At 71.8% G+C, this 25,332-nt stretch carries 26 protein-coding genes; 13 read left to right on the top strand and 13 right to left on the bottom strand.

Annotated features, from left to right (window positions below):
- Window positions 1-52: 52 nt before the first annotated feature.
- Window positions 53-967, top strand: a complete 915-nt coding sequence (locus EUA06_RS04330; protein WP_129473811.1) for a hypothetical protein — start codon at window positions 53-55, stop codon at window positions 965-967.
- Complete coding sequence (locus EUA06_RS04325) at window positions 964-1,455, top strand: SigE family RNA polymerase sigma factor (RefSeq protein WP_129473810.1); 492 nt, start codon at window positions 964-966, stop codon at window positions 1,453-1,455. Before EUA06_RS04330 ends, EUA06_RS04325 begins: the two co-directional genes overlap by 4 nt.
- Before the next feature lie 175 nt (window positions 1,456-1,630).
- Here the strand turns inward: EUA06_RS04325 and EUA06_RS04320 are convergent, their stop codons facing one another.
- On the bottom strand, window positions 1,631-2,320 hold the full coding sequence (locus EUA06_RS04320; RefSeq protein WP_422879744.1) for a TrmH family RNA methyltransferase: 690 nt from the start codon (window positions 2,318-2,320) through the stop codon (window positions 1,631-1,633).
- A gap of 37 nt (window positions 2,321-2,357) precedes the next feature.
- Here EUA06_RS04320 and EUA06_RS04315 point away from each other — a divergent pair, with 37 nt between their 5' ends.
- Window positions 2,358-3,101: a DedA family protein gene (locus EUA06_RS04315; protein WP_242497971.1), complete on the top strand. Its 744-nt coding sequence runs from the start codon at window positions 2,358-2,360 to the stop codon at window positions 3,099-3,101.
- Between the two features lie 18 nt (window positions 3,102-3,119).
- Here EUA06_RS04315 and pyrE read toward each other — a convergent pair whose 3' ends face one another.
- On the bottom strand, window positions 3,120-3,653 hold the full coding sequence (gene pyrE / locus EUA06_RS04310; RefSeq protein WP_129473809.1) for an orotate phosphoribosyltransferase: 534 nt from the start codon (window positions 3,651-3,653) through the stop codon (window positions 3,120-3,122).
- 39 nt (window positions 3,654-3,692) lie between these two features.
- Here pyrE and EUA06_RS04305 point away from each other — a divergent pair, with 39 nt between their 5' ends.
- A complete protein-coding gene (locus tag EUA06_RS04305; protein WP_277985653.1) occupies window positions 3,693-4,877 on the top strand; it encodes a pyridoxal phosphate-dependent aminotransferase in 1,185 nt (394 codons plus the stop codon).
- On the opposite strand, the gene EUA06_RS22660 is transcribed toward EUA06_RS04305, so the two are convergent.
- Both EUA06_RS22660 and EUA06_RS04295 read right to left on the bottom strand, forming a co-directional pair.
- Window positions 4,874-5,758, bottom strand: a complete 885-nt coding sequence (locus EUA06_RS22660; RefSeq protein ID WP_207208211.1) for a DUF4064 domain-containing protein — start codon at window positions 5,756-5,758, stop codon at window positions 4,874-4,876. The two genes, EUA06_RS04305 and EUA06_RS22660, sit on opposite strands and share 4 nt — an antisense overlap.
- Window positions 5,759-5,805: 47 nt before the next feature.
- Window positions 5,806-6,858, bottom strand: coding sequence for a hypothetical protein (locus EUA06_RS04295; RefSeq protein WP_129473808.1), 1,053 nt, complete (start codon window positions 6,856-6,858; stop codon window positions 5,806-5,808).
- A 144-nt stretch (window positions 6,859-7,002) separates the two neighbouring features.
- Here EUA06_RS04295 and EUA06_RS04290 point away from each other — a divergent pair, with 144 nt between their 5' ends.
- The 5 genes from EUA06_RS04290 (at window position 7,003) to EUA06_RS04270 (ending at window position 11,094) form a co-directional block, all read left to right on the top strand.
- Window positions 7,003-7,908, top strand: coding sequence for an ABC transporter ATP-binding protein (locus tag EUA06_RS04290; RefSeq protein ID WP_129473807.1), 906 nt, complete (start codon window positions 7,003-7,005; stop codon window positions 7,906-7,908).
- Window positions 7,905-8,717: an ABC transporter permease gene (locus tag EUA06_RS04285; protein ID WP_129473806.1), complete on the top strand. Its 813-nt coding sequence runs from the start codon at window positions 7,905-7,907 to the stop codon at window positions 8,715-8,717. Before EUA06_RS04290 ends, EUA06_RS04285 begins: the two co-directional genes overlap by 4 nt.
- A 97-nt stretch (window positions 8,718-8,814) precedes the next feature.
- Window positions 8,815-9,357, top strand: a complete 543-nt coding sequence (locus EUA06_RS04280; RefSeq protein ID WP_129473805.1) for a cysteine hydrolase family protein — start codon at window positions 8,815-8,817, stop codon at window positions 9,355-9,357.
- Complete coding sequence (locus tag EUA06_RS04275) at window positions 9,354-10,295, top strand: PfkB family carbohydrate kinase (RefSeq protein ID WP_129473804.1); 942 nt, start codon at window positions 9,354-9,356, stop codon at window positions 10,293-10,295. Before EUA06_RS04280 ends, EUA06_RS04275 begins: the two co-directional genes overlap by 4 nt.
- Entirely contained in the window at window positions 10,288-11,094 is an 807-nt protein-coding gene (locus EUA06_RS04270; protein ID WP_129473803.1) for a Rossmann-fold NAD(P)-binding domain-containing protein, read from the top strand. The genes EUA06_RS04275 and EUA06_RS04270 overlap by 8 nt, the downstream gene beginning before the upstream one ends.
- Before the next feature lie 5 nt (window positions 11,095-11,099).
- Here EUA06_RS04270 and EUA06_RS04265 read toward each other — a convergent pair whose 3' ends face one another.
- From EUA06_RS04265 to EUA06_RS04255, 3 genes are all read right to left on the bottom strand, one after another.
- Entirely contained in the window at window positions 11,100-12,008 is a 909-nt protein-coding gene (locus EUA06_RS04265) for a glucose 1-dehydrogenase (RefSeq protein ID WP_129473802.1), read from the bottom strand.
- Between the two features lie 128 nt (window positions 12,009-12,136).
- On the bottom strand, window positions 12,137-13,513 hold the full coding sequence (locus EUA06_RS04260) for an NAD(P)/FAD-dependent oxidoreductase (protein ID WP_129473801.1): 1,377 nt from the start codon (window positions 13,511-13,513) through the stop codon (window positions 12,137-12,139).
- 54 nt (window positions 13,514-13,567) lie between these two features.
- A complete protein-coding gene (locus EUA06_RS04255; RefSeq protein WP_242497970.1) occupies window positions 13,568-14,047 on the bottom strand; it encodes a hemerythrin domain-containing protein in 480 nt (159 codons plus the stop codon).
- Window positions 14,048-14,153: 106 nt separating this feature from the next.
- Between EUA06_RS04255 and EUA06_RS04250 the strand changes: the two genes are divergently transcribed.
- On the top strand, window positions 14,154-14,612 hold the full coding sequence (locus EUA06_RS04250; protein ID WP_207208210.1) for a GNAT family N-acetyltransferase: 459 nt from the start codon (window positions 14,154-14,156) through the stop codon (window positions 14,610-14,612).
- On the opposite strand, the gene EUA06_RS04245 is transcribed toward EUA06_RS04250, so the two are convergent.
- Complete coding sequence (locus tag EUA06_RS04245) at window positions 14,590-16,305, bottom strand: sensor histidine kinase (protein ID WP_165354249.1); 1,716 nt, start codon at window positions 16,303-16,305, stop codon at window positions 14,590-14,592. The two genes, EUA06_RS04250 and EUA06_RS04245, sit on opposite strands and share 23 nt — an antisense overlap.
- A 175-nt stretch (window positions 16,306-16,480) precedes the next feature.
- On the bottom strand, window positions 16,481-17,416 hold the full coding sequence (locus tag EUA06_RS04240) for a 2-hydroxyacid dehydrogenase (protein ID WP_242497969.1): 936 nt from the start codon (window positions 17,414-17,416) through the stop codon (window positions 16,481-16,483).
- A gap of 32 nt (window positions 17,417-17,448) precedes the next feature.
- Between EUA06_RS04240 and EUA06_RS04235 the strand changes: the two genes are divergently transcribed.
- On the top strand, window positions 17,449-18,855 hold the full coding sequence (locus EUA06_RS04235) for an FAD-binding oxidoreductase (RefSeq protein WP_129473798.1): 1,407 nt from the start codon (window positions 17,449-17,451) through the stop codon (window positions 18,853-18,855).
- Here EUA06_RS04235 and EUA06_RS04230 read toward each other — a convergent pair.
- Together EUA06_RS04230 and EUA06_RS04225 are read right to left on the bottom strand one after the other, a co-directional pair.
- A complete protein-coding gene (locus EUA06_RS04230; protein WP_129473797.1) occupies window positions 18,847-19,914 on the bottom strand; it encodes a hypothetical protein in 1,068 nt (355 codons plus the stop codon). The two genes, EUA06_RS04235 and EUA06_RS04230, sit on opposite strands and share 9 nt — an antisense overlap.
- Window positions 19,911-20,420 (bottom strand): RNA polymerase sigma factor, encoded by a 510-nt coding sequence (locus tag EUA06_RS04225; protein ID WP_129473796.1) that lies wholly within the window; start codon window positions 20,418-20,420, stop codon window positions 19,911-19,913. The genes EUA06_RS04230 and EUA06_RS04225 overlap by 4 nt, the downstream gene beginning before the upstream one ends.
- Before the next feature lie 105 nt (window positions 20,421-20,525).
- On the opposite strand from EUA06_RS04225, the gene EUA06_RS04220 reads away from it, so the two are divergent.
- Window positions 20,526-20,924 carry a DoxX family protein gene (locus EUA06_RS04220; RefSeq protein ID WP_207208248.1) on the top strand — a complete coding sequence of 133 codons (399 nt, stop codon included), beginning with the start codon at window positions 20,526-20,528 and terminating at the stop codon, window positions 20,922-20,924.
- 3 nt (window positions 20,925-20,927) lie between these two features.
- On the opposite strand, the gene EUA06_RS04215 is transcribed toward EUA06_RS04220, so the two are convergent.
- The gene (locus EUA06_RS04215; protein WP_242497968.1) at window positions 20,928-21,761 is read right to left on the bottom strand and encodes a CPBP family intramembrane glutamic endopeptidase; all 834 of its coding nucleotides are present in this window, start codon (window positions 21,759-21,761) and stop codon (window positions 20,928-20,930) included.
- Between the two features lie 127 nt (window positions 21,762-21,888).
- Here EUA06_RS04215 and EUA06_RS04210 point away from each other — a divergent pair, with 127 nt between their 5' ends.
- The gene (locus EUA06_RS04210; protein WP_129473793.1) at window positions 21,889-22,344 is read left to right on the top strand and encodes a globin domain-containing protein; all 456 of its coding nucleotides are present in this window, start codon (window positions 21,889-21,891) and stop codon (window positions 22,342-22,344) included.
- Between the two features lie 100 nt (window positions 22,345-22,444).
- Here the strand turns inward: EUA06_RS04210 and clpB are convergent, their stop codons facing one another.
- Window positions 22,445-25,027, bottom strand: coding sequence for an ATP-dependent chaperone ClpB (clpB, locus tag EUA06_RS04205; RefSeq protein ID WP_129473792.1), 2,583 nt, complete (start codon window positions 25,025-25,027; stop codon window positions 22,445-22,447).
- Window positions 25,028-25,332 lie beyond the last annotated feature (305 nt).

The raw sequence follows: 25,332 nt of genomic DNA, 5'->3' as shown, positions 1-25,332 counted from the left end.
ACCGCGATCCGTGTCCACCGGTGCAAGACTCCACGTGGGGGAAGGACATCTGATGGGCACCGACGTCGACTGGCAGCACGAGCTGGACAGCTCGTTCGGCACCGGGCACGACCTGCCCCCGGGGCACTACGTCGCTGCCGGGCGGACGGCCGTACGCCGTCGCCGTGCCGCGTCGTTCGCGATCGTCGCCTCGATGGCGGTCGGCGTGGGCGCCGCCTGGGCGAGCAGCCCCGGGACCGCGCCGCGCGGCGACGCCCCCGTGGCGACCCAGGGGCCGTCGCCCACGACGGACGCCCAGCCGACGATGTCGGCGCGCGAGGCGCGGAAGGCCCGGCTCGAGCGGATGCGCGAGGTGACTCGCGAGAAGGCGGAGGAGCAGGGGAACCCCGCGACCCTGACCTATGAGGGCCTGGTGCTCTCGACGGGCGCCGGACCGGTGCTGGAGCGGGTCGCGAACCCCATGGGCTACCCGGCCGGCATGGGCCGCTCGGTCGGCATCCGGGTGATGATGTACGAGACCGAGTACTACTCGTTGTTGACGGCCCACCCCGACGACAGCTCGTCGATGACCACCGTGCGCGCGACCGGCGACTTCGACGGCTGGCTCGACCAGGCGGTCCGGAGCCGGACGACCCTGGACGTCGCCAACGGTGTCACGCCGTCGAGCGGCGACACGAGTGGTCAGCCCTGGCTGGTCCTGGACGGGTCCGGCAACGTCGCGACGGCCCGCCCGGGCGTCGTCATCTCCGAGCAGCGCGCCGACGTCGACCTGGGCGAGAGCTTCGGGGCGGGCGCCACCGAGACCGGTGTCGTACGCCTCGTCGTGGACGGCCGCTCGGAGTTCGCGGCCTACCGGGTGATCGACGGCACGCTCGACGTGATCCCGGCCGGCGGCACCTTCGACTCGATGGCCGCCTTCATCGACTGGGCCCGCGGGCAGTACTCCTCCGGGGCGGGCATGCGATGAGGGACCCCGACCGCGACGCGGCCTTCTCGGAGTTCGTCGCCGCTCGGCAGACACACCTGCGCCGGATCGCGTACGCCCTGTGCGGCGACTGGCACCGCGCCGACGACCTGATGCAGACCGCGCTGACCAAGCTCTACGTCGCGTGGCCGCGGATCCGGCACGAGGGCGGCGAGGAGGCCTACTGCCGCCAGATCATGGTGCGCGCCAACATCGACGAGTCCCGCCGGCCGTGGCGCCGCGAGCGTCCCAGCGACCGGCTGCCGGAGCACGCGGCGGACGAGTCGACACCGCTCGAGGAGCGGTCCGCGCTCTTCGACGCGCTTCAGGACCTGCCCGAGCAGCAGCGCAAGGTCGTCGTCCTGCGGCACTGGCTCGGGCTGTCGGTGCGCGAGACCGCCGGCGAGCTCGGCATCAGCGAGGGCACCGTCAAGAGCCACAGCAGCCGCGGCCTGGCCGCCCTGGAAGCGGTCCTCGCGACACAGCGCTGACCGCTCTGTCCATGGTTGGGGGAGGGTCACTGCACCCTCACGGGTATGGCAGCGACACCCGGTGCGCCCTAACTTGTGCTCATGGCTCCCACCAGCCAACGGGGGGCGGAGCGGTCCGGGATCACGTGGGGTCTTCCCGGGCCGCTTTGCACGTCCCGGGCGGGGGATGGGCTGATCAGCCGCGCCAGGCGTCCGCGCCGCCCAGGTCGGCGTACTCCCTGATCCAGCTGTGCATCGCGATGGCTGCCGCGGAGCTGGCGTTGATGGAGCGGGTCGAGCCGAACTGCGCGATTGAGAAGGTGCCGTCGCAGACCCCGCGCGCCTGCTCGGAGAGCCCGGGACCCTCCTGGCCGAAGAGGAAGCACACGTCGCGCGGCAGCTCCATCGTCTCGAGGTGGGCCGAGCCCGGCAGGTTGTCGATGCCGAGCAGCCGGACGGGTTGCTCGAGCGCGTGGAGGTACGTCGCCAGTGCCGCGGCGTCGTCGTGGTGGCGGACGTGCTGGTAGCGGTCCGTCACCATCGCGCCGCGCCGGTTCCAGCGACGGTTGCCGACGATGTGCACCTCGGCGGCGAGGAAGGCGTTGGCGGTGCGCACGATCGTGCCGATGTTGAAGTCGTGCTGCCAGTTCTCGATCGCGACGTGGAAGCCGTGCCGCCTCGTGTCGAGGTCGGCGACGATCGCGTCGAGGGTCCAGTAGCGGTAACGGTCCACGACGTTGCGGCGGTCACCGTCGCGCAGCAGCTCGGGGTCCCAGTGCTCGCCCTCGGGCCACTCCCCCTCCCACGGACCCACGCCGACCTCCGGCCGGCCGTGGGGCATCGGGTCGTAGGGCGCCCGGCCGACGTCGTACGAGTCCTCGTGCATGCGAGAACAATAGGAAGCGCTGGTTAGGGTGACGCGCGTGAACCTCCCCGACCTGGCCGGCATCGTCACCCCGCTGCTGCTGGGCATCGACTGGATGGACCCGAACTACCTGCTCGACCGCTTCGGCGCGGAGCTGTTCTGGATCAGCCTGCTGATCGTCTTCGTGGAGTGCGGGCTGTTCTTCCCGATCCTCCCGGGCGACACGCTGCTCTTCGCGCTCGGGCTGTTCATCGTCACCGGCCAGCTCGACCTGTTCCCGGGGCCGCCCCTCGTGGAGCTGCTCATCGCGATGGCACTCCTCACCGTGGCCGCCTTCCTCGGCAACGTCGTCGGCTACGAGATCGGCCGCAAGATCGGCCCGCCGCTCTACGAGCGCGACGGGCGGATCATCAAGCGCAAGTACTTCGACCAGACCACCGCGTTCTTCGACCGCCACGGCAACAAGGCCCTCGTCATCGGGCGCTTCGTGCCCTTCGTGCGGACCTACATCACGGTGGTCGCCGGCGTGACCCGGATGGACCGGGCCCGCTTCTTCCTCTGGAGCCTCGTCGGCGCCGTGCTGTGGGTCGTGTCGGTCATGCTGCTCGGCTACTTCCTCGGCGACGCGTTCCCGACGCTCGGCGAGAGCATCGACAAGCTCGTCATCGTCATCGTGGCGTTCTCGCTCATCCCGATCGTCGTCGAGTGGTGGCGCCACCGCCGCACCGACGCCCCCGGCGCCGAGGTCGGCCCCCACGACGGCGGCCCGGACCGCGACATCACCGGTCGCGACCTCGACTGACGGTCGTACGCCGTCGGCTCAGGTCGAGGAGGCGGCGTCGAGCTGGGCGCGGGTCAGGACCGACCTGATCTCGAGACCGACGTCGGCGAGCGGGTTCTCGTCGGCGGGTGAGCGGTCGATCGCGCAGACGACCACCTCGACGACGGCACCGAGCTCGCGCAGCGCGTTGGTGGCGTCGCGCACGGCGCCGCCGGTGGTGATGACGTCCTCGATGATGGTGATCCGGCGACCGGCGACGTCCGGACCCTCGGCGAGCTTGGCGGTGCCGTACTCCTTGGCCTTCTTGCGCACGAAGAGGGCCGGCAGACGGGTGCGCGAGCTGACCATCGTGGCGATCGGGATGCCGCCGAGCTCGAGGCCGCCGAGCAGCTCGGTGTCCTCGGGCAGCAGGTCAACCATCTGCGCCGCCACGCGGTCGAGCAGGTCGGGCTGGGCCTCGAAGAGGTACTTGTCGAAGTAGGTGTCGGCGACCTGGCCCGAGCGGAGCGTGAACTGTCCGGTGAGGCGGCAGGCGGCGTCGATGTCGGCGGCGAGGTGTGGGTCCGTGGTCACGGGTCCGACCTTAGTGAGGCGGATGGGTAGCGTGGTCGCGTGCCCACCGCCGATCAGTCCAGCAGGCCCCTGGCGACCCGCCTGGCCCACATCCCGCCCACCGTCTTCAGCGAGATGTCGGCGCTGGCGCTGCGGACCGGCGCGCTCAACCTGGGGCAGGGCTTCCCCGACGTCGACGGGCCGGCCTCGGTGGTTCGGGCCGCCCGGGCAGCGCTGGAGTCGGGCGCCAACCAGTACGCACCCGGCATCGGCATCCCGGCCCTGCGTCAGGCGATCGCGCGACACCAGCAGCGCCACTACGGCCTCGAGGTCGACCCCGACCGAGAGGTCGTCGTCACCACGGGGTGCACCGAGGCCGTCGCCGCCGCCCTCCTCGGCCTCGTCGACCCGGGCGACGAGGTCGTCGTGCTGGAGCCCTACTACGACTCGTACGTCGCCATGCTCGACATGTGCGGCGCCCGGCGCCGGCCCGTCACGCTGCGCGCGCCACACTTCCGCCCCGACCCCGACGACCTCCGGGCCGCCATCACCGACCGCACCAAGCTGGTCCTGCTCAACACGCCGCACAACCCGACGGGCACGGTGCTGACCCGTGAGGAGCTGCAGGTCGTCGCGGACCTCGCCATCGAGCACGACGTCCTGGTGGTGACCGACGAGGTCTACGAGCACCTGGTCTTCGACGGTCGCACGCACGTGCCGATCGCGACCCTCCCAGGCATGTGGGAGCGCACGCTGACGCTGTCCAGCGCGGGCAAGTCGTACTCCTTCACCGGTTGGAAGGTCGGCTGGGCCACCGGCCCGGCACCCCTCGTGCAGGCCGTGCTGGCCGCCAAGCAGTGGCTGACCTTCACGTCCGGGTCACCGCTGCAGCCCGCAGTGGCGCACGCCCTCGACCACGAGCCCGACTGGCCCGGCGAGCTGGCCCGCGACCTCCAGTCCCGGCGGGACCTGCTGTGTGAGGGGCTCGTCGCGGCCGGTCTCGAGCCCCGCGTGCCGGAGGGCACCTACTTCGCGACCACCGACGTCTCGCACCTCGGCTGGGCCGACGGCCGCGAGCTGTGCCTGGCGCTCCCCGAACGCGCCGGCGTCGTCGCGATCCCGACGCAGGGGTTCTACGACGACGCCGAGGCCGGGCGCCAGCTGGTGCGGTGGGCCTTCTGCAAGCAGCCCGACGTCATCGCGGAGGGCGTACGCCGTCTCGCCGCAGCCGACCTCACGGCCTAACGACCCGGGTAGTCCTTCGGCGGGTGGTCCGCCTCGCCCTGGGCGGGCGGCTGGCCGTAGGGGTTCTCGCTCGGCGGCGGATACTGCGGAGCCGAGTCCGCCCCCTGCTCCGAGCCGTAGGGGTTGCCGTAGGGCGACGACTGCTGGGGCGAGGAGTGGCCGTAGGGACCGGCCTGCGGGGCGCCGTAGGCGTCGCCCGGGTAGCCGCCGTAGCCGCCGGCGTTGGCGGGCAGGCGCTTGAACCAGTCGCCCGCACCGCCGGAGAACAGCAGCACGATCACCGCGACCGCGGCGATGAGCGGCAGCGCCGACAGGACGCTCATGATCAGGACCAGTGAGAGCAGGGCCGTCACCGACGCCGAGATGACGAGGAGGATCCGGGCCGCGTTGGAGCGCCTGAGCACGAAGACGGCCAGCACGATGGCGATCAGCGACCAGACGGCGAAGACACCGAGGAAGGCCACGACGAGTCCGGCAGCCGACTCGGCGCTGATGCCCGGATCCACGGTCCCGGAGTCGCGCATGGCCTCGTCGAACCCGTCGACGAACTCGTCGCGCGCGACGACGAACGCCAGGGCGAGCAGGCCGAAGCCGACCGCGACGAGGCCGGAGAAGACGATCGTGATCCAGGCGGCCGCGGTGACCGTGCCGGGGCGGCGGTCTCCGCTCGGGCCGTAGGCCTGGCCGTACTGCGGCTGGCCGTACTGCTGCCCGTACTGCGGCTGCTGGCCGTACGACTGCTGGTCGTACTGCGGCTGCTGGCCATAGGGCTGTCCCGTCGGCGGCGGGCCGTAGGGGCTGTCCTGCCCCGAGGGGTCGGGCTGTCCCGACGGCTGGCCGTAGGGCGTGTGCGTCGGGCCGGGCTCCTGAGGATCACTCATGCCGATATTCCATCACGCCGGGCAATCAGGTCCCGGCAGACGAGGCGTCAGCGCGACTCGAGCGCGAACCAGCGGCGTACCTCTACCCGCCGCAGGCAGATGACAGTCGCCACGCCCGCCATCGCCGGGAACACGACGAGGGGGCTCTCGAGCACGAAGAACATGCAGCCCACGGCACTGAACGCGGCGATCACCATCAGTCCGCGTCGCGCCCAGTCGCGCCGGGCCATCGCGAAGCCGGCCAGGACGAGCGCGACGACGCACCAGACGATGAAGGCGCCGGCGAAGGCCAGCACGGTGTCGCGCACCTGGTCGAAGGTGAGGCCCTGGTCGACCAGCTCGGGCTGCTCCTCGAGGACGCTCCGGAGGAAGTCCGGCGACAGTCCGGCGACCGCCACCCACAGCAGCGACATCGTCAGCAGCCCGCCGGCCATCACGACGGTGATGACGAACGCGGCGACCATCGCGGCGGGTCGGGCGTGGAGCTGCTGGTGCTGCGCCTGCTGCCACGAGGGAGGGGGCGAGGGAGGGGAGCCGTACGCCGACCCGGACGGAGGCGGCGGCAGTTGGCCGGCCGGCCCCTGCGGCGGCGGGGGCGAGGCGGGAGGCGGCGTACGACGGAGTGCGGATTCGCGGACCGACGGCTCCGGTCGGGGTGCCGGGGGCGTCCACCTCCCCGTGGCGAACCACTCGCGCCCGGGCGCCAGCCAGAGCATGGCCGCGCCGGCCGCGACGAAGGACCCGGCCAGACCGCCGACGGTCATGCCGCTGAGGAAGACCGGCACGGCGAAGATCGTCAGGGCGAGGCGCGCGGAGCGGTCGGGCTTGCGGACGTACCACCCGAGGATCGCGGTGGCGCACGCCGACGCGGCGGCGACCATCATGACCACGCGCAGCACGCCGGTCGCGGACTGCACGTCGAGGCCGAGCGAGGTGAACGGCGCCTCGGCCAGGGCGGTCCGGATCGCGTCCTGGGTCTCGAGCGAGCCGAGGGCGGAGACACTCTCCCAGGCGGTGAGCAGCACCAGGATCGAGGCGAACATGACGATGCCCGACGCCAGGGTGACCTGGGGCGGACGCTGCTCGGTGGGCTGGCTCACGGGTCCAGTGTCCCAAGTGGCCCCCAACACGCGCGCATCCCCGCCCGGACGGCCGGCACCGGGGTCTTCTCAGGGTCGAGCTCAGGGGGCTTCTCGGCACTCTCCCCGATGTGCGCGAGCACCTGCCCCCGCGAGGGTTGACCCATGATCAGCGTCGAGTCCCTCACCAAGCACTACGGCCCCTTCACGGCCGTCGACCACGTGTCCTTCACGGCCGCGACGGGCCGGGTCACCGGCTTCCTCGGCCCCAACGGTGCCGGCAAGTCCACCAGCATGCGCGTCATGGTCGGCCTCACCCGGGCCAGCTCCGGCCGCGTCACCATCGGCGGCCGCGACTACCGCGAGCTCGTCAACCCGGGCCTCGAGGTCGGCGTCCTGCTGGACGCGTCGGCACAGCACGCCGGACGCACCGGCCGCGAGATCCTCACGATCGCCCAGCAGACGATGGGCCTGCCGAAGGCGCAGGTCGCGGAGACCCTCGCCCGTGTCGGCCTCACCGACGATGAGGCCGGCCGCCGGGTGCGCGACTACTCCCTCGGGATGCGCCAGCGCCTCGGCATCGCCACCGCCCTCATCGGCGACCCGGAGGTCCTCATCCTCGACGAGCCGGCCAACGGCCTCGACCCGGCCGGCATCCGCTGGATGCGCGACCTGCTGCGCGGCTTCGCCAACGACGGTGGCACCGTGCTGCTCTCCTCGCACCTGCTCCACGAGATCGAGGTCATCGCCGACGACATCGTCGTCATCGGCCAGGGCCGCATCGTGGCCCAGGGCAGCAAGACCGAGCTGCTCGCCGCGGCCGGCACCCTCGTGCGTACGTCCGACCCCGCCCAGACGGATCGCCTCGCCCGTGCCCTGCACGAGGCGTCCGTCGTCACCACCCCGATCGACGGCGGCCTGCGCGTCGACGCCGAACCGGAGCTCGTGGGCGAGACCGCCCACCGCGCAGGCGTCGTCCTGCGCGAGCTCCGCCCCGCCGACGGCGCGGGCCTGGAGGAGATGTTCCTCGAGCTCACCGCCGACACAGCCCGTGAAGGAGCAGCAGCATGACCACCGCAACCGCCCTCCCGCGTCCGACGACCGAGGTGGCCACGCCCGCCCGCGTCGTACGCCCCATCCCCACCACCCGGCTGACGACGGTCGAGCTGCGCAAGATGTTCGACACCCGCGCCGGCTTCTGGCTGATGGCGAGCGTCGGCATCATCTCCGTGCTCGCCACGGCCGCCGTGATCATCTGGGCGCCGGACGAGGCGATCACCCAGAACACGTTCTCCACCGCGATCGGGATGCCGCTGTCGGTGGTCCTGCCGATCATCGCGATCCTGTCGGTGACGGGTGAGTACAGCCAGCGCACCGGCCTGACGACGTACACGCTCGTGCCGTGGCGCGGCCGGGTGCTCTCCGCCAAGGTCGTCGCCACGCTGCTCGTCGGCGTGGTCGCGATGTTCGTCGCCCTCGCGGTCGGCGCGCTCGGCAACCTCCTCGGCTCCGCGATCACCAGGCTGGACGCGACCTGGGACATCACGCTGTCGCAGTTCGGCAACATCGTCCTGGCCAACGTGCTCGGGATGCTGATGGGCTTCATGCTCGGCGTGCTGTTCCGCAGCTCGGCCGCGGCGATCGTCGGCTACTTCGTCTACTCCTTCGTCCTGCCCGTCGCCTTCGGCACCCTCGCGGCCTTCCAGGAGTGGTTCCGCGACCTGCAGCCGTGGGTCGACGTGCAGTTCGCGATCACCCGGCTCTTCGACAACTCGATGACCGCCGAGTACTGGCAGCAGCTCGGCGTCACGACGCTCGTCTGGCTCTGGATCCCGCTGGCCCTCGGGCTGCGCGCGGTCCTGCGTGCCGAGGTGAAGTAGTCCCCCTACTTCTCTCGTGCGACTCAGCGGCTGCCGGTCGGGGGACCGGTGGCCGCTGACGTCTGTCCGGGACTTGAGGCTCTGACAAGGTGGTCGCATGCACCCCGACGCCTGGCTGGTCGTCATCGACCCGCAGCGGATCTTCGCCTCGCCCGACAGCCAGTGGGGCTCGCCCATGTTCCCGGACATCGTCGAGCCCGTACGCCGACTCGCGTCCGCAGCCGGCGACCGCACCGTCGTCACGCGCTGGGTGCCCGCGCCCGACCCGCGGGGCAGCTGGGCTGCCTACATGGAAGCCTGGCCCTTCGCCGCCGTCGCCGAGGGCGACCCGCTGCTGTCGCTGGTCCCCGAGATGGACGGGGTCGGGAGCCACGTCGTCTCGGTGCCGACCTTCGGCAAGTGGGGGCCGGCCCTCGAGGCGATCACCGGCCCGACGCCGCACCTCGTGCTGGCAGGCGTCTCGACCGACTGCTGCGTCGTCTCCACCGCGCTGGCCGCCGCCGACGCGGGCGCGACGATCACGGTCGTCACCGATGCCTGTGCCGGGTCGACCCCGGAGAACCACCGGTCGGCACTCGACGTGATGGCGCTCTACCCGCCGCAGATCACCCTCGCCACCGCGGCTGACGTGCTGGCATGAGCCGGGTCATCCACACCGGCCAGGCGCTGGTCGACGTCGTCGTCGAGGTGCCCGACCTGCCCGCGCGGGGCCAGAACGTGATGGCCTCCTCGGCGACCGACTACGCCGGCGGCGCGGTGACCGTGCTCGTCGCCGCCGCCCGCTTCGGAGCCGAGTGCGTGCAGGCCGGCGCGATCGGCACCGGACCCCATGGCGACCTCATCCGCGCGGCGCTGGAGATAGAGGGCATCGCCGCCTCCGCTCCCCCGGTCGCCGACCGCGACACCGGCATCTGCGTGGTGATGGTCGAGCCGAGCGCCGAGCGCACGTTCGTCACCACCCTCGGCGCCGAGCGCCAGATCTCCGTATCGTCGCTGGCGACGTCCGAGCCACGGCCGGGCGACCTGGTCTGCGTGACCGGCTTCTCGTTCGCCCTCGAGTCCACCGGCGAGCCGCTTCTCGCGTGGCTGCCGACCCTGGACCCGGAGGTGGTCCTCGTGCTCGACCCCGGCGCGGCCTTCGCCACCCTCAGCAAGCACGTGCGCGCCGCGATGCTCGAGCTGACCGACGTCTGGTCGAGCAACGCCGAGGAGGCCGAGGAGCTGCTCCGCGCCGTCGGCCAGGAGCCGCCCACCGACCTCGCCGAGCTCACCACCGCGGTCGCTCCCCTGCTGCGCGGCGACGCGGTCGCGATCGTGCGCGACGGGCCGGAGGGCTGCGCGGTGCACGTCGGTGGCGAGACGACGTACGTCCCCGGGTTTCCGCAGACGCCGGTCGACACCAACGGCGCCGGCGACACCCACACCGGCGCGCTGCTGGCGGAGGTGGCGGCCGGTACGCCCTGGGTCGAGGGCTGTCGGCGGGCCAATGCTGCGGCCGCGATCAAGGTGACGCGGCGCGGCCCGCAGTCGGCGCCGAAGGCCGCAGAGGTCGACGAGTTCCTGGCGAACCATGGCTGACGTCCTGCTGATCGGTGCCGGCGACCTCGGCGCGGCCGTCGGGCTGCGACTGGCCCCGCTCGGCCAGTCCGTCCTGGCGCTGCGGCGCAACGCCTCGCTTGTGCCGGCTCCCCTCGTCGGCCGATCGGTCGACCTGACCAGTGAGTCACCCGACCTCTCGGGCGTGCGCCCGCGCTTCGTGGTCGTCGCGCTCACTGCGCGGCCGCGCACCGAGGAGGCCTACCGGGCGACATACGTCGACGGGATGGCGAGGGCGCTCGACGCCCTGGAGGTGCCGCCCGAGCGCGCCGTGCTGGTCTCGTCGACCGCCGTCATGCCGAGCGGCGACCAGCCTCCGCTGGACGACGAGTCTGTTGCTGCTGCCCCGAGCGACGGCCCTGGCCGTCAGCTCGTCGCTGCGGAGGAGGCGTTCCACGAGCGGATCCCGCACGGCACCGTGCTCCGCCTCTCGGGGTTGTACGGCGGCTCGAGCACGCGGCTGCTCGACCAGGTCCGCGACGGCCGGATCGACGACCCCCACCGGTGGACCAACCGGATCCACCGGGAGGACGCGGTTGTCGCGGTCGTGCACCTGCTGACGATGGACGCATCGCCGGCCGGCCTCTACCTCGGCACCGACGACGAGCCCGCGCAGCTCGGGGACGTGGCGGCGTACCTCGCCGAGAGGCTGGGCGCACCCGCTCCCCCGACCGCCGACCCGCAGCAGGGGCACGGCAAGCGGCTCTCCAACGCGAGGCTCCGCGCGACGGGCTGGGCGCCGACGTACGCCAGCTATCGCGAGGGCTACGCCCGGGTGTGACCGCCTCACATGGTGACCGGGTTGCCGCCCGTGACGGCGAGGACCTCGCCGGTGATGTAGCTGGACTCGGGCGAGGCGAGGTAGACGAACGCCGTCGCGACCTCGGCCGGCTGCCCGGCGCGGCCCAGCGGGGTGTCCTCGCCGAAGGACGCGACCTTGTCGTCCGGCATCGTGGCCGGGATCAGCGGCGTCCAGATGGGGCCGGGTGCCACGGAGTTGACCCGGATGCCCTTCTCGGCGACCGCGCGGGCCAGGCCTCGCGTGAAGTTCACGATGCCGGCCTTGGTCGTGGCGTAGTCGAGCAGGGCGGGCGAGGGCTGCGACGACTGGATCGACGAGGTGTTGATGATCGTCGATCCCGGCCTCATGTGCGGCAGCGCCATCCTGCACAGCCAGAACATCGCGTAGATGTTGGTGCGCATCACCCGGTCGAGCTGCTCGGTGGTGATGTCGGCGAGACCCCCGGGCTGCGCCATCTGGTAGGCCGCGTTGTTGACGAGGATGTCGATGCGGCCGAGCTCCTGCACCGCCCGGTCGACCAGTGCCTGGCAGGCCTCCTCCTGCACGAGGTCGGTCGGCACGAGCACCGCGCGCCGCCCGGCGTCCTCGACGATGCGCGCGGTCATCCTCGCGTCCTCGTCCTCCCCCTCGAGGTAGGCGATGACCACGTCGGCGCCCTCGCGCGCGAAGGCGAGGGCGACGGCCCGGCCGATCCCGGAGTCGCCTCCGGTGATGACCGCGACCTGGTCGCGCAGGCGGTCGTGGCCGACGTACGTCTCCTCGCCGTGGTCGGGCTCCGCGTCCATCTCGCCCGTCACTGACGACTCGTCGCCAGGCTTCGGGAGCTCCTCGCCCTCGGTGTCGGGCTGCTCGTGCAGCTCGGTGGGGTCCTGGCGGCTCTGGTCTGCGCTCATCGGTCTGCCTCCGTCTCGGGTCGGTTCGACAGGCTGTACCCGAGCTTCGACACACGATGCGAGACCGCCGCCGCCGGACGTCATACAGACGGGGCAAGCGGTTGCCCCTTCCGTATGACGTCCCGAGCTCAGCCGGACACCATCAGCCGCTCGAGCGCGGCGATGCCGGGCGTGGTCACCGCCGCCAGACGCTCGCGGACGGCGTCCAGGGCCGGGGACGAGTACCCCGCAGGGATCCGCGCGGGATTCACCGCAACCGTGTTGGCCCAGGCCGCGATGTCGGGCTCGGCGCCGAAGGCCATCGCGGCGCGGGCGCCGCGGACGTTCATCTCCGCCCACTGCGCGAGGGAGTTGCCGAAGCGCGAGGGCGGGCACAGGCGGTTCTTCTCGCCGTCGTCGCGCCGGGTCGCCTCGACGTAGCCGGTGATGGCGGCGCCGAAGCACGGGAAGCCCGCGCGCACGGGCTGGATGGTGATGGTCGGGCCGTCCCAGATCGGCACCAGCGGCGGGTTCTTCAGCCCGTCGGCCGCGCAGTGCACGACCACCGCGTCGTCCGCGACCTTCACCGACGAGCCGTCGGCGAAGGACAGCAGACCGCGCGAGACCGACCGCAGGTGCCCGTGGCGTACGACGTCCTCGATCGATCGCAGCAGCTCGAGCTCCCACTCGCCGAGGGTCGGCGACTTGGCCATCGTCGGAGTGATGGACCGGTCGATCCGCATCATCACGCCGGCCTCCTCGAGCCGGAGGAAGACCTCGTCGAGCGACGACGACGCGATGGCCGCCTCGTACATCGTCGCCGGGACGCCGAGGTACACCGACGGGTCCGGCTGGATCAGCGCCCGGTTGAGCATCCACGGCTCACGCGGCCGCACCCAGCAGATCGCGCCCGGGTCGACGCCCTGGCCCAGCAGCCACACGCAGGCGTCGGTGGCGGTCTTCCCCGAGCCGACGACGACGTACTGGCTCGGCGCCTCTTCCAGCCGGACGACGTCGTTGACCGTGACCACGCGCGCGTCGTCGGCAACGGCGAAGGGCGGGGACGACTCGGCCGGGATGCTCGGCGCGAGGTAGTGCGCGTTCACGATCCGGCACGAGTCGGGAACCCGCCACGTCTGCCCGGAGATCCGCGACACGACGGTCCGGTCGGAGTACGAGGTGCCGGTGAGCACCTCGACCCGGCCGGTCTGGCGGAGCCGCTCGACCTGCTCCGCGTAGTAGGCGACGATCTCCGGCTGCGACGCCCGCACCTGGAGGCCCGCCTCGGGTCCGCGCTCCTGCACTCGACCTCCGGAGAGCACCGACGACGCGACGCCGTAGAACGTCGACGACTGGTGGAGCCGGACGAAGGGATAGTCCTCCAGCCAGTGGCCGCCGGCCGCGTGCCGCCGGTCCACCACCGCCACGTGCGCGGACGGGGAGTGGTCGACGAGCGTGTCGACGAACCCCATCCCCATCGCGCCGGCACCCACCACGAGGTAGTCAACGTCGAGCCGGCGAGTCATGGACCCACCGTGGCACCTGCCCGGGTGCGCGTCCATGCAGGACGCGGCACAGGATCAGGACAGGACGGCGTCGACCGTCTTCTTGAGGGCGCTCGGCTGCGAGGGCTTCTTCGGCGCCTTCTTCTTCGCGGCCACCATCTCCTCGCCGATCTCCTGCAGCTGCTTGCGCCCCAGCCCCGCACGGACCTTGGGGAACCAGTCCTGCTCCTCCTCGTCCATGTGGTGCTCGACGTTCTCGATGAGCACAGTCGTCTTCGCGTCGAAGCGCTCGTCGGTGGCCTTCATCGCCGAGAGCTCCATGACGAGGACGTCCGCGACGTGGTGCTCTTCATAGGACTCGAGAACGTCGTCCTCGAGGTCAGGCAGCAGGGCGCGAACCCGGGGATACATCACTTCGTTCTCGATGTAGGTGTGCTGAGTGAGCAGCTGGATCATCGTGTCGACCAGCTTGCCCTTGCGGACCGCGGCCCCGTCGCCCGCTGCCTGGAAGTCGCGGAAGACCTTGCGGATCTGCTTGTGGTCGTCCTTGAGCATGACGATGGCGTCAGTGGAAATGGGGTGCCTCCTGGTCGAGTGGACGTGTGCACGTCCCGTACCCCAACCCTGCGACGGCAACGCGGGGTCGGACAGAATCGGACCCGTGCAGATCACCCGCGCCGACTTCGCCGACCCGGCGCTGGCAGCGTTCCTCCAGGCGCACCTCGACGACATGGAGCCGACGGCCCCGCCCGAGAGCCGGCACGCGCTCGACCTCGGCGCGCTGCAGGGAGAGCAGGTACGCCTCTGGGTGGCGACGGCGGACGACACGATCGTCGGCACCGCGGCCCTCGCGGCGATCGACGACCGGCACGAGGAGCTCAAGAGCATGCGCACCGATCCGGCGCGCCGCGGCACCGGCGTCGCAGGCCGCATGCTCACCCACGTCCTGGCCGATGCGCGCGAGCGGGGTGTCGAGCGGGTGTCGCTGGAGACCGGCAGCATGGACTTCTTCGTGCCGGCGCGCAGGTTCTACGCCGCGGCCGGCTTCGTGGCTTGCGAGCCGTTCGGGTCCTACGTCGTCGACCCGAACAGCACCTTCATGACGATGGTCCTCCGCTGAGGGCGGCGTCGAAGGCGGGCAGGGTCACCGACACCGTGGTCCCCTGACCGAGCTGCGACGCCACGTCGATCTGCCCGGAGTGGCGTCGCACGATGCGATCCACGATCGCGAGCCCCATGCCGGTCCCGGGCCGGGCGAGGGCGTGGGGGTTGGTGGAGCGGAAGAACTCGCGGAACAGGTCCCGCTGGTCGCGCTCGGAGATCCCGATGCCCGAGTCGGCGAAGGCGACCCGGACGACGTCGTCGGTCGCCGTGAGGCGTACGTCGATCGCCGCGCCCTCGGGCGAGTACTTGATCGCGTTGCTCGCGAGGTTGGCGAGCATGCGGTGCAGCTCGTCGGACCTGCCGGCGACCAGGATGGGCTCCTCAGGGGCCTCCACGCGGCAGTCCTGCGACTTCGCGGCCGCGGCGTGGTGGCACTCCTCGGCGACGTCGAGGAGGACCTGGCGCAGGTCGACCATCTCGGGAACGAACTCGCGCTGCGGGTCGGCGACCTGCGCCATCGTCAGCAGGTCCTCGATCACGGCCCGCATCCGCTCGGCGCCGCGGCTCGCCGCAGCGACGGAGCGCTGGTCCTCGGGACCGAGGTTGTCCACGTCGAGCAGCTCGAGGTTCGCCGTCATCGAGAAGAGCGGGGTGCGCAGCTCGTGGCCGAGGGTGTTGACCATCTCCATGCGATAGCCGTCGATGCGTCGCAGGTGGTCGGCGACCGCCCGTTCCTGTGCGAGCTGCCGGGCGTTGGCGACCGCGCGGCCCAGGTCGCGGCCGATGTCGAGCGCGGCCTCGCGCTCGACGGTCGTCCACTCGGGGGTGTCCCTGATCCGGGTCAGCACGAGGAAGCCGAGGCACTCCGGCCCGGCGCCGAGCGGCACGAACAGCACCGACCCGATCCCGATCCGGTCGAGGAAGACGAGGAGCCGCTCCGCGTCCGCCGCGGGCAGTCCGGGCTGGTCGGCGTGCGAGTGCGAGAAGTGCGCGACGTACTGGTCCGTCCAGTAGCGGTGGGCCAGCCGGATCACGACGTCGTCGATCTCGGAGAAGGGTGGCGTCTCGTCGCTGCCCACGGCGTACGACGTCATGGCGTGCTCGCCGTCCTCGACGAACGCCGTCAGCCACATGCCGATCGCGCCGAAGCACTCCGTGACCGCTGCCCGGCATGCCTCCAGCACCAGCTCGAGCGAGGGCTCGCCGAGCGCGCGGCGCACGATCTGGCGCGCCTCGCCGGTGATCCGAACCTGCTCGGCCAGGCTCTCGCGCTCCAGCGCGAGCAGCACCAGGGTGCGCGCCACACCGGCGTACTGGGTGAGCACGGCAAGCTGCTCGGGGCCGGGCTTGCGACCGTTGCGGGGGCTGTCGACCGACAGCAGCCCGCGCAGCACACCGTCGTCGTCGTGGAGCGGCGCGAACAACATGTCGAGCGGGTGCCAGGCGTCCTCGACGTCGAGCGGGACCGTGTCGGGGATGTGGCTGTAGGCCAGCACCTCCGCGCTCGCGCGCTCGTGCGGGACGTAGCGCCACGCGCCCCAGTCGTCGGCGCGCGACATCTCCTCCTCCATGGCCTCCAGCGGCACGCGGGTGCCGACGAAGCCCTCCTCGACGCCGGCGGCAACGAGGATCAGGTAGTCGCGGCACCGCCGCAGGGTGATGGCGGACTGCTCGAAGCCGGCCAGGGTCGCGACGCTCTCGACGAGCACCTGGAGATGCTGTCGTGTCTGCTCGTCCATCCACGGAGCGACGTCCTGCTGCTCCGTACCTGCTGCTTCTGCCACTGAACCCCCTGCCGTCCGTCGCGGCGTCTGCCCCACCCAAACAGATGAGCGGGCGCAGGGGAACGAATCGCGCGAACTCGCAGGCCTCGAGTCGCAGTCGTCAGCCGTCCACCCGCGTGATGAGCTCCCCCCGCTGGAGGAAGGCATCGACGTTGTCGAGCACGACCCGGCCCATTCCTTCTCGCGTCTGCCTGGTCGCGCTCCCCACGTGCGGCAGCAGCACCACGTCGTCCCGGGCCAGCAGCGCGTCGGGCACGTGCGGCTCGTCGGCGAAGACGTCCAGCCCGGCGCCGGCGAGGCGCCCCTCCTCCAGCGCGGCGACCAGCGCGTCCTCGTCCACGACCGAGCCGCGGGCGACGTTGACCAGGTAGCCGTCCGGCCCGAGCGCATCGAGGACGGCGGCGTCGACGAGGCCCTCGGTGCCGGCGCCACCCGGTGTGAGCACCACGAGCACGTCGCTCGCAGCCGCGAGCTCGACCGCGCTCGCGTGGTAGGTCCAGGCCACGTCCTTGAGGTTGCGCGAGTGGTAGTGCACCTCGGCCCCGAAGGACTCCAGCCGCTCCGCCGCTGCGGTGCCGATGCGGCCGAGCCCCAGGATCCCAACCACCGCCCCGCGCACGTCGCGGGTCAGCGGGAACCTCTCGCCGCGACCCCACGCACCGCTCCGGACGAAGCGGTCCGCGGCCGTGAGCCCGCGCAGCACGTCGACGACCAGGAAGACGGCGAGGTCGGCGACCGCGTCGGTCAGCACGTCGGGGGTGTTCGACACGACGATCCCGCGACGCGAGGCCTCGGCCACGTCGACGTTGTCGTAGCCGACGCCGAAGTTCACGATCGCCCGCAGGTCGGGCAGCGCGTCCATCTCGGCCACGCCTGCCGGGGCGCCGCCACCGACGACCGCAACCTCGATCCCGGACGGATCCGCGAGCTCGTCGAGCACCGGGGCGGCGTACCGCTCCACGAGCCACTCGCGCACGAAGGGCATCAGCCCGCCGAGCTGGACGACACGGACCGGGTGCGGGGCGTCGGAGGTCACCGGGCCATCATGGCCTCGACGAAGGAGAACCCGTGACCGACCTGCTCGACCACCTGCGCACGGCCGTCGGCGCCGACCAGGTCCTGACCGACGACGCCGACACCGGCGCGTACGTCGTCGACTGGACGGGCGTCCACGCCGGCCGGGCCCTGGCCGTGGTGCGGCCCGGCTCGACGGACGAGGTGGCCGCCGTGGTGACCGCGTGCCACGAGGCCGGGGTCGCGATCGTGCCGCAGGGCGGCAACACCGGCCTCGTCGGCGGTGGCGTCCCGGACGGATCCGGCGACCAGGTCGTGGTGTCGCTGGGCCGGATGCGCAGGGTGCGAGACGTGGACCCGGTCGCCGGCACCATCACCGTCGACGCGGGCGTCGTGCTCGCCGACGTGCAGGCCGCGGCCTCGGACGCAGGGCGGCTCTTCCCGATGTCGCTAGGGTCGGAGGGCAGCTGCACGATCGGCGGCAACCTCGCCACCAACGCCGGCGGCACGGCGGTCCTGCGCTACGGGATGACCCGCGAGCTGGTGCTCGGCCTGGAGGTCGTCCTGCCCGACGGCCGGGTCTGGGACGGCCTGCGTGCGCTGCGCAAGGACAACACCGGCTACGACCTCACCCAGCTCTTCGTCGGCTCGGAGGGCACGCTCGGCGTGATCACCGGCGCTGTCCTGCGGCTCTTCCCCGCCACCCCTCGCCACGCCACGGCCTGGGTCGCCGTCCCGTCGGTCGACGCCGCGGTGTCGCTGCTCGGGACCGCCCAGCAGCACGCGGGGGCCCACCTCGCCACCTTCGAGATCGCCAACCGCCAGGCCCTCGACCTCGTCCTCGCCCACCTGCCCGGTGCGAGCGATCCGCTGGCCGAGCCGAGCGAGTGGTACGTCCTCGTCGAGCTCGCCGGAGCCTCGTCCGACGGTGGTCTCGACGACGCCCTCGAGGCGATCCTCGGCTCCGCCGTGGACGAGGGCCTCGCCACCGACGCGGCGATCGCCGGCAGCCCCGCCCAGCGGTCCGCGCTGTGGGCGCTGCGCGAGGGGATCTCGGAGGCGCAGAAGGTCGAGGGCGCGACCCTCAAGCACGACGTCACCCTGCCGATCGCCGACCTCGCGGCCTGGGCGACCTCGATCGGGGCGACGCTCGACAGGATCCTCCCGGGCGTCCGTCCGGTGACCTACGGCCACGTCGGCGACGGCAACCTGCACTACAACCTGAGCGCCCCCGTCGGCCTTGACGACGACCTCCGCGCGGCGGCCGCCGACCTCACGACGGCGATCTACGACTCGGTCGCCGCCGGCCACGGCTCCATCAGCGCCGAGCACGGCCTCGGTCGGACGAAGGCCGTCGCGGGGGCGTCGTACAAGTCCGGGGTGGAGGTCGACCTGATGCGGGCCCTCAAGGCCGCGCTCGACCCCGCGGGCCTGATGAACCCGGGCGTTCTCCTACCCTGACCCTCCGGAACCCGGCAGCGGCGGGGCGAAGGACAGCGGCGCGATGCCATCGCCGTTCCACCTGCCGGTCCCGACGTACGTCGTGCCGCGCAGGTCGAAGGCGACCCGCACGTCGACCGGGGTGCTGCTGAGGACCAGCCGCTGCTGGCCGGACCCGAGCGGCTCGTCCAGCAGCTGGTAGTAGAAGGACCCGCGGTAGCCGCGCTGCCCACAGGCGAGCGACTCCGTGACCAGCGGCACGCTGACCCGGTGCTCGCGCCGCGCAGGAGGTGTGAGCCCCACCTCCGCGACAGGCGAGAGGTCACCCGCCGTCGGCTGGAAGGGGAGGTCGGCCAGCATCAGCTCGAGGGAGTAGCTGCCCTGCCCGAGGGATGTCGGGGAGACGCCGAGATTGCCCGTCGGAGGATCCACCGGACCGTCCGCGGTGGTGGTCCAGGTGAAGCGGGTCGAGGTCGAGCCCTCAGGCCCGGAGCCGACGAGGTCCACCTCGTAGGTTCCGGCCTGGTCGGCAGGTGACAGCCGGAACCACTGCGGCCCGGTGCGCACCGCCTCCACCGTCGTGGCCCGCGGACACGTCTGACCCGCCGCGTAGAAGGTCGCGGCGAAGGTCCACCCGGGACGCGCGAACCAGAAGATGAGCCCGTCCTGCTCACCGAGGTCGGGACCGCCGCTGGAGTAGAGCAGCAGCCCTCTGCGGCAGTCCTCCTGCGCGCGCCAGCAGCTCGTGTCCGCAGGCAGCGCGATGTCGCGATCGGGCAGCCGGGCGACCAGGCCCGAGGGGAAGGGTTCGGTGGGGTCGAAGCTGGGATCCGGGCGCGCCGTCGTGGGCGAGGTCGTCACTGAGATGGTCGGCGCGGACGGCCCGGGCGCGTGACTCGCGGGTACCAGCACCCAGGCGCCGACTGCGACACCCGCGGCGGCGACGATGCTCGCCGCCACGGTCAGGACGGCGCGGCGGCGGGTGCGAGCAGTGCGGCGTATGCCCTCGAACGACGGGATGCTGGGCGGTGTGGCGGCGGTGACGCGGTCATCGAGCCACTGCTTGATGGGATCGGTCACGAGATCCTCCGGGGGTCGTCGAGGAGCGGCATCAGGGCCGCCCGGGCGCGGGCCAAGCGGGACTTCACGGTGCCCTCGGCGAGGTCGAGGACGCGGGCAACGTCGGCGACGGAAAGGTCGTGGAGGTGGTGGAGGAGCAGGACGGCGCGGTGCTCGGGAGTCAGGCTCGCCATCGCTTGGTCAAGGTCGAGGTCGAGGTTGTCATCCCCGCCACCAGACGTGTCGTGCTCGCGCACGCCTGCCTGCAGCCGCACCAGTCCGCGCCGGGCTACCTGGCTACGACGGCCGCGGCTGATCGCCAGCCGGGTCGCCACGCGGTAGAGCCACGCGGTGGGGTCGTCGTACGCACGAATGCGCCGCCAGTGGCGCAGCGCCTGGACGAACGTCTCCTGGGCGACCTCCTCCGCGTCGGCCGGGTTGCCGATCAGGACGGTCAGGTAGCCGACGAGGCGCGGACAGGCGGTGGCGTACAGCTCTGCCAGCTGGTCCTCCGGTCCCTGACCCATGCCACTCACACGCAGCAGCCCCCTACCCGGTTCCGTCCGATCTCCCCCGCCTAGTCTGGTGGTGTGAAGGCGCAGACGCTCGGACGTGTCCTGCTCGGCTCGGCGATGGTCGGCGCTGGCGTGCTCCACCTGACCACGCAGCGCGCGGAGTTCCAGGCGCAGGTGCCCGACTGGTTCCCCCTCGACGAGGACCTCACCGTCGTCGGCTCTGGCGTGGTCGAGATCGCCCTCGGCGGTGCGTTCGTCGCGCTGCCGAAGCACCGGCGCATGATCGGAGCGCTGCTCGCGGCGTTCTTCGTCGCGATCTTCCCGGGCAACATCGCGCAGTACGTCGAGGGCACCGACGCGTTCGGCCTCGACACCGACCGCGCCCGATTCGTCCGGCTGTTCTTCCAGCCCGTGCTGGTGCTCTGGGCGCTGTGGGCCGGAGGGCTGCTCGGTCGTCGGGCTGAGAAGAAGCGCGCGGAGGAGCTCGCGACCGAGGAGGTCGACGTCCACGAATAGGGCTCAGAGGGTCGGCAGCCAGTCGACCCGGCCCGCGAGGGCGGCGTACCCGACGAAGGCGCCGATGTCGAGCAGCGTGTGCGCGACGACGAACGGCATCACGCGACCCCAGCGGCGGAACAGGTAGCCGAAGAGCAGCCCCATCGCGAAGTTTCCGACGAAGCCACCCAGCCCCTGGTAGAGGTGGTACGACCCGCGCAGCAGCGCCGCCAGGCCGATCGCCGCCGTGTCGCCGAAGCCGATCTGGCGCAGCCGCACGATCACGAATCCGAGGACGATGTACTCCTCGACCACGGCAGCCTCGACCGCTGCCAGCACGAGCACCGGCACCTGCCACCACTCGCCCGGCAGCGACTGCGCGACGACCGTGAGGTTGGTGCCGAGCGCGTAGGTCGCGAGGTAGAACACCACCCCCACCGATCCGACGGCGAGGGCGAGCAGTGCCCCGCGGCCGAGGTCGCCGAAGGATGCCCAGCCACCCTCGCGCGCCCACACCTCGCGCACCCGGGTGCCCGAGCGCACCAGGAGGTACGCCGCCAGCGCCGCGGGCACCAGCCCGAATGCGATCCGCAGCAGCTGGTAGGTGAGGTCGAGCCAGGGCCGGTCGGGGGCGAGCGAGTTGTTGAGGTTCGCCCCCTGCGCCGACAACGGCCCCGGTGCGGTGAGGGCCGCGATGAGGTTGACGACGGAGTAGACCGCCGAGCGCCCGAGCGAGATCAGCAGGACCAACGCCAGCTCGGCCCAGAGCAGGGCCTTCGCGAGCTCCGGCACACCGCCGGGCACGGGCGTGTCGGGAAGTCGCCACCAGGGACGGGCGGGCGCGGTCGGCGTACTCACACGGGACAGCATCCCCCAGCCGGCTGAGGGCCGGCTGAGGAGGCCGACGTGTCGAGTGCGCTCGCGGTAGCAGTCCCTGCGGCAGTGCGCACTCGACTCAGCACGGCAGACGTACGACGATCGAGCGGTGACCACCATCTACGAAGCCGCCGGCGGGATGGAGGTCCTCGTGCGCCTGGCGGAGGCGACCCACGAGCGCTGCCTGGCCGACGACCTGCTCAACCACCCCTTCTCCCACGCGGACAACCACCCCGAGCACACGACGCGGCTGGCGGCCTACTGGGCCGAGGCGCTGGGTGGGCCGGCGACGTACACCGAGGCCATGGACGGCAGCGAGACCCACGTGCAGCGGCTCCACGCCGCCGAGGGCAGCTACATGGAGGAGGCCAGCCCGCGCTTCGTCGCCTGCGTCGTGGACTCGTACGACGACGCGGGCGTGCCCGACGACCCGCGGGTCCGGCAGGCGATCACCGACTACGTCAGGTGGGCCGCGCTGGGGCCGTTCCGGGCGTGGCCGAGCTCGGCCGACGACGTGCCCGCCGACCTCCCGATGCCCCGCTGGGGCTGGGACGGCCCGACATAACCGCCAACTGAGTGGGCGAGTCCGACACTTGGAGGCCGTTACAACCCCCCTCCAACAGTCGGAGTCCCCGCACGTGCGGGGACTCCGACGAGCCCCGCGACTAGCGGAGCACCAGCCCGTCCTCACCCACGTCGACCGTCACCGAGCCACCGTCGGTCACCTCGCCCGCGATGAGCTTGCGCGCGAGCGGGTCGCCGATCGCGGACTGGATCAGCCGCCGGAGCGGCCGTGCGCCGTACGCCGGGTCGTAGCCGGTCTCGGCGAGCCAGGCCCGTGCCGCGTCGGTCACCGAGATGGTGATCCGCCGGACGGCGAGCCGCTTCTCGAGCAGGGCGAGCTGGAGGTCGACGATGTGGGCCAGGTCGTCCTTCGACAGGGCCTCGAACATCACGACCTCGTCGAGCCGGTTGAGGAACTCGGGCTTGAAGTGCGAGCGCACGACGCCCATCACCGACTCGTGCTTCACCTCCGGGCTCAGCGACGGGTCGACCAGGAAGTTCGAGCCGAGGTTGGACGTGAGGATCAGCAGCGTGTTGCGGAAGTCGACCGTGCGGCCCTGCCCGTCGGTGAGCCGGCCGTCGTCGAGCACCTGAAGCAGGATGTCGAACACCTCGGGGTGCGCCTTCTCGACCTCGTCCAGCAGGACGACGCTGTAGGGCCGGCGGCGCACCGCCTCGGTGAGCTGACCGCCCTCGTCGTAGCCGACGTAGCCGGGAGGCGCGCCGACGAGCCGTGACACCGAGTGCTTCTCGCTGTACTCGCTCATGTCGATGCGCACGATCGCGCGCTCGTCGTCGAAGAGGAAGTCGGCGAGCGACTTGGCCAGCTCGGTCTTGCCGGTGCCGGTGGGCCCGAGGAAGAGGAACGACCCGGTCGGCCGGTTGGGGTCGGCGATGCCGGCACGCGAACGGCGTACGGCATCGCTGACCGCGGTGACGGCGGCGCGCTGCCCGATGAGCCGCTCGCCGATCACCGACTCCATCTCGAGGAGCTTCGCGGTCTCGCCCTGGAGCATCTTGCCGGTGGGGATGCCGGTCCACGCCTCGACGACGTCGGCGATCTGCTCGGCGCCGACCTCCTCGCCGACGAGGGGCTCGAGGTCCACGGCCTCGGCCTTCTCGACCTCGGCGATCTGCTTCTCGAGCTCGGGGATCTTGCCGTACTGGATCTCCGAGGCACCCGCGAGGTCGCCCTCGCGCAGCTTCTTCTCGGCCTCGATCTTGAGCTGGTCGAGCTGACGGCGCAGCTCGCCCTCGCCCTGGAGCTGGTCCTTCTCGCGCTCCCACCGCACCTCGAGCCCGCGCAGCTCCTCCTCGCGGTCGGCGAGGTCGCGGCGCAGCACGTCGAGCCGCTCGACCGACGCGTCGTCGGTCTCCTTGGCGAGCGCGAACTCCTCCATCTTGAGCCGCTCGACCTGCCGGCGGAGCTGGTCGATCTCCTCCGGCGAGGACTCGTGCTCCATCCGCAGCCGCGAGGACGCCTCGTCGATGAGGTCGATCGCCTTGTCGGGCAGCTGGCGGCCGGTGATGTAACGGTCGGACAGGGTCGCGGCGGCGACGAGCGCGGCGTCGGTGATCCGGACGCCGTGGTGCGCCTCGTACTTCTCCTGGATGCCGCGCAGGATCTGGATGGTGTCCTCGACCGTGGGCTCACCGACGAAGACCTGCTGGAAGCGTCGCTCCAGCGCGGGGTCCTTCTCGATGCGCTCGCGGTACTCGTCGAGCGTCGTCGCTCCGATCATGTGCAGCTCGCCGCGGGCGAGCATCGGCTTGAGCATGTTGCCGGCGTCCATCGCGGAGTCGCCTCCGGCACCCGCGCCGACGACCGTGTGCAGCTCGTCGATGAACGTGATGACCTGCCCGCCGGCGTCCTTGATCTCCTCGAGCACGGCCTTGAGCCGCTCCTCGAACTCACCGCGATACTTCGCGCCGGCCACCATCGCGGCCAGGTCGAGGCTGAGCACACGCCGGCCCTTGAGCGAGTCGGGCACGTCGCCGGCGACCACGCGCTGGGCGAGTCCCTCGACGACGGCGGTCTTGCCGACGCCGGGCTCGCCGATCAGGACGGGGTTGTTCTTCGTGCGGCGCGACAGCACCTGCACCACGCGACGGATCTCGGCGTCGCGGCCGATCACGGGGTCGAGCCTGCCGTCCTCGGCCTGCCGGGTGAGGTCGACGGAGTACTTCTCCAGGGACTCGTACGACGCCTCGGCGGCCTCGCTCGTCACCCGGCGGTTGCCGCGGACGGCCGTGATCGCCTCCCGCAGCCCGGCCGCCGTGAGGCCGGCGTCGGTGAGCACCTTCTGCGCCGACGACTCGACGGTCGCGAGCGCGACGAGCAGGTGGTCGGTGGCGACGTAGTCGTCCTTCATCGAGCCGGCGAGGTCGAGCGCGGAGGCCAGCACGCGCGTGAGCGCGGGCGACGCACTCGGCTGCTGGACGGTCGAGCCGGTGGCGCTCGGCAGGGCGCGCTGGGCGGCCACCGCCTTGGCCTGCAGGTCACCCGGGTCGACGCCGGCCTTCATCACCATGCTGCGGGTGGCCCCCTCCTCCTGCTGGAGGAGGGCGACGAGCAGGTGGATCGCGTCGGTGTGGGTGTTGCCGCCGGTGGTGGCAGCGAGCTGGGCTGCCTCGATCACCTCGCGGCTGCGCGTGGTGAACTTCTCGGCACCGAACTGACTCAACTCTGGCTCCTTCGGGATCTCCGCTGGTCGAGGTCGCGCTTGCGACCGTCACGAGGCCACTCTGGTCTCGCTGGGTTCAACGCGCCACAAGTTGAGTCGATTCCCCTCAACTCTGGAAACCTTTGCTCAGGGCCGGAAGACTTTACTTTTCAATTGTTTGATTCTTGGGACAGCGGGGCACTCTTGATCTATGGACCAGTTCCCGATGCCGAAGTATCTCGCCGACAACCGCATCATCGTCGCGATCTTCATGCTCCTGACGCTGGTCAACGCCTTCGCCATCCAGAACCAGTGGTACGCCTGAG

This window comes from Nocardioides glacieisoli (genome assembly GCF_004137245.1).
GTDB classification, from domain to species: Bacteria; Actinomycetota; Actinomycetes; order Propionibacteriales; family Nocardioidaceae; genus Nocardioides; species Nocardioides glacieisoli.
This window is presented reverse-complemented; position numbering and strand designations above follow the sequence as displayed.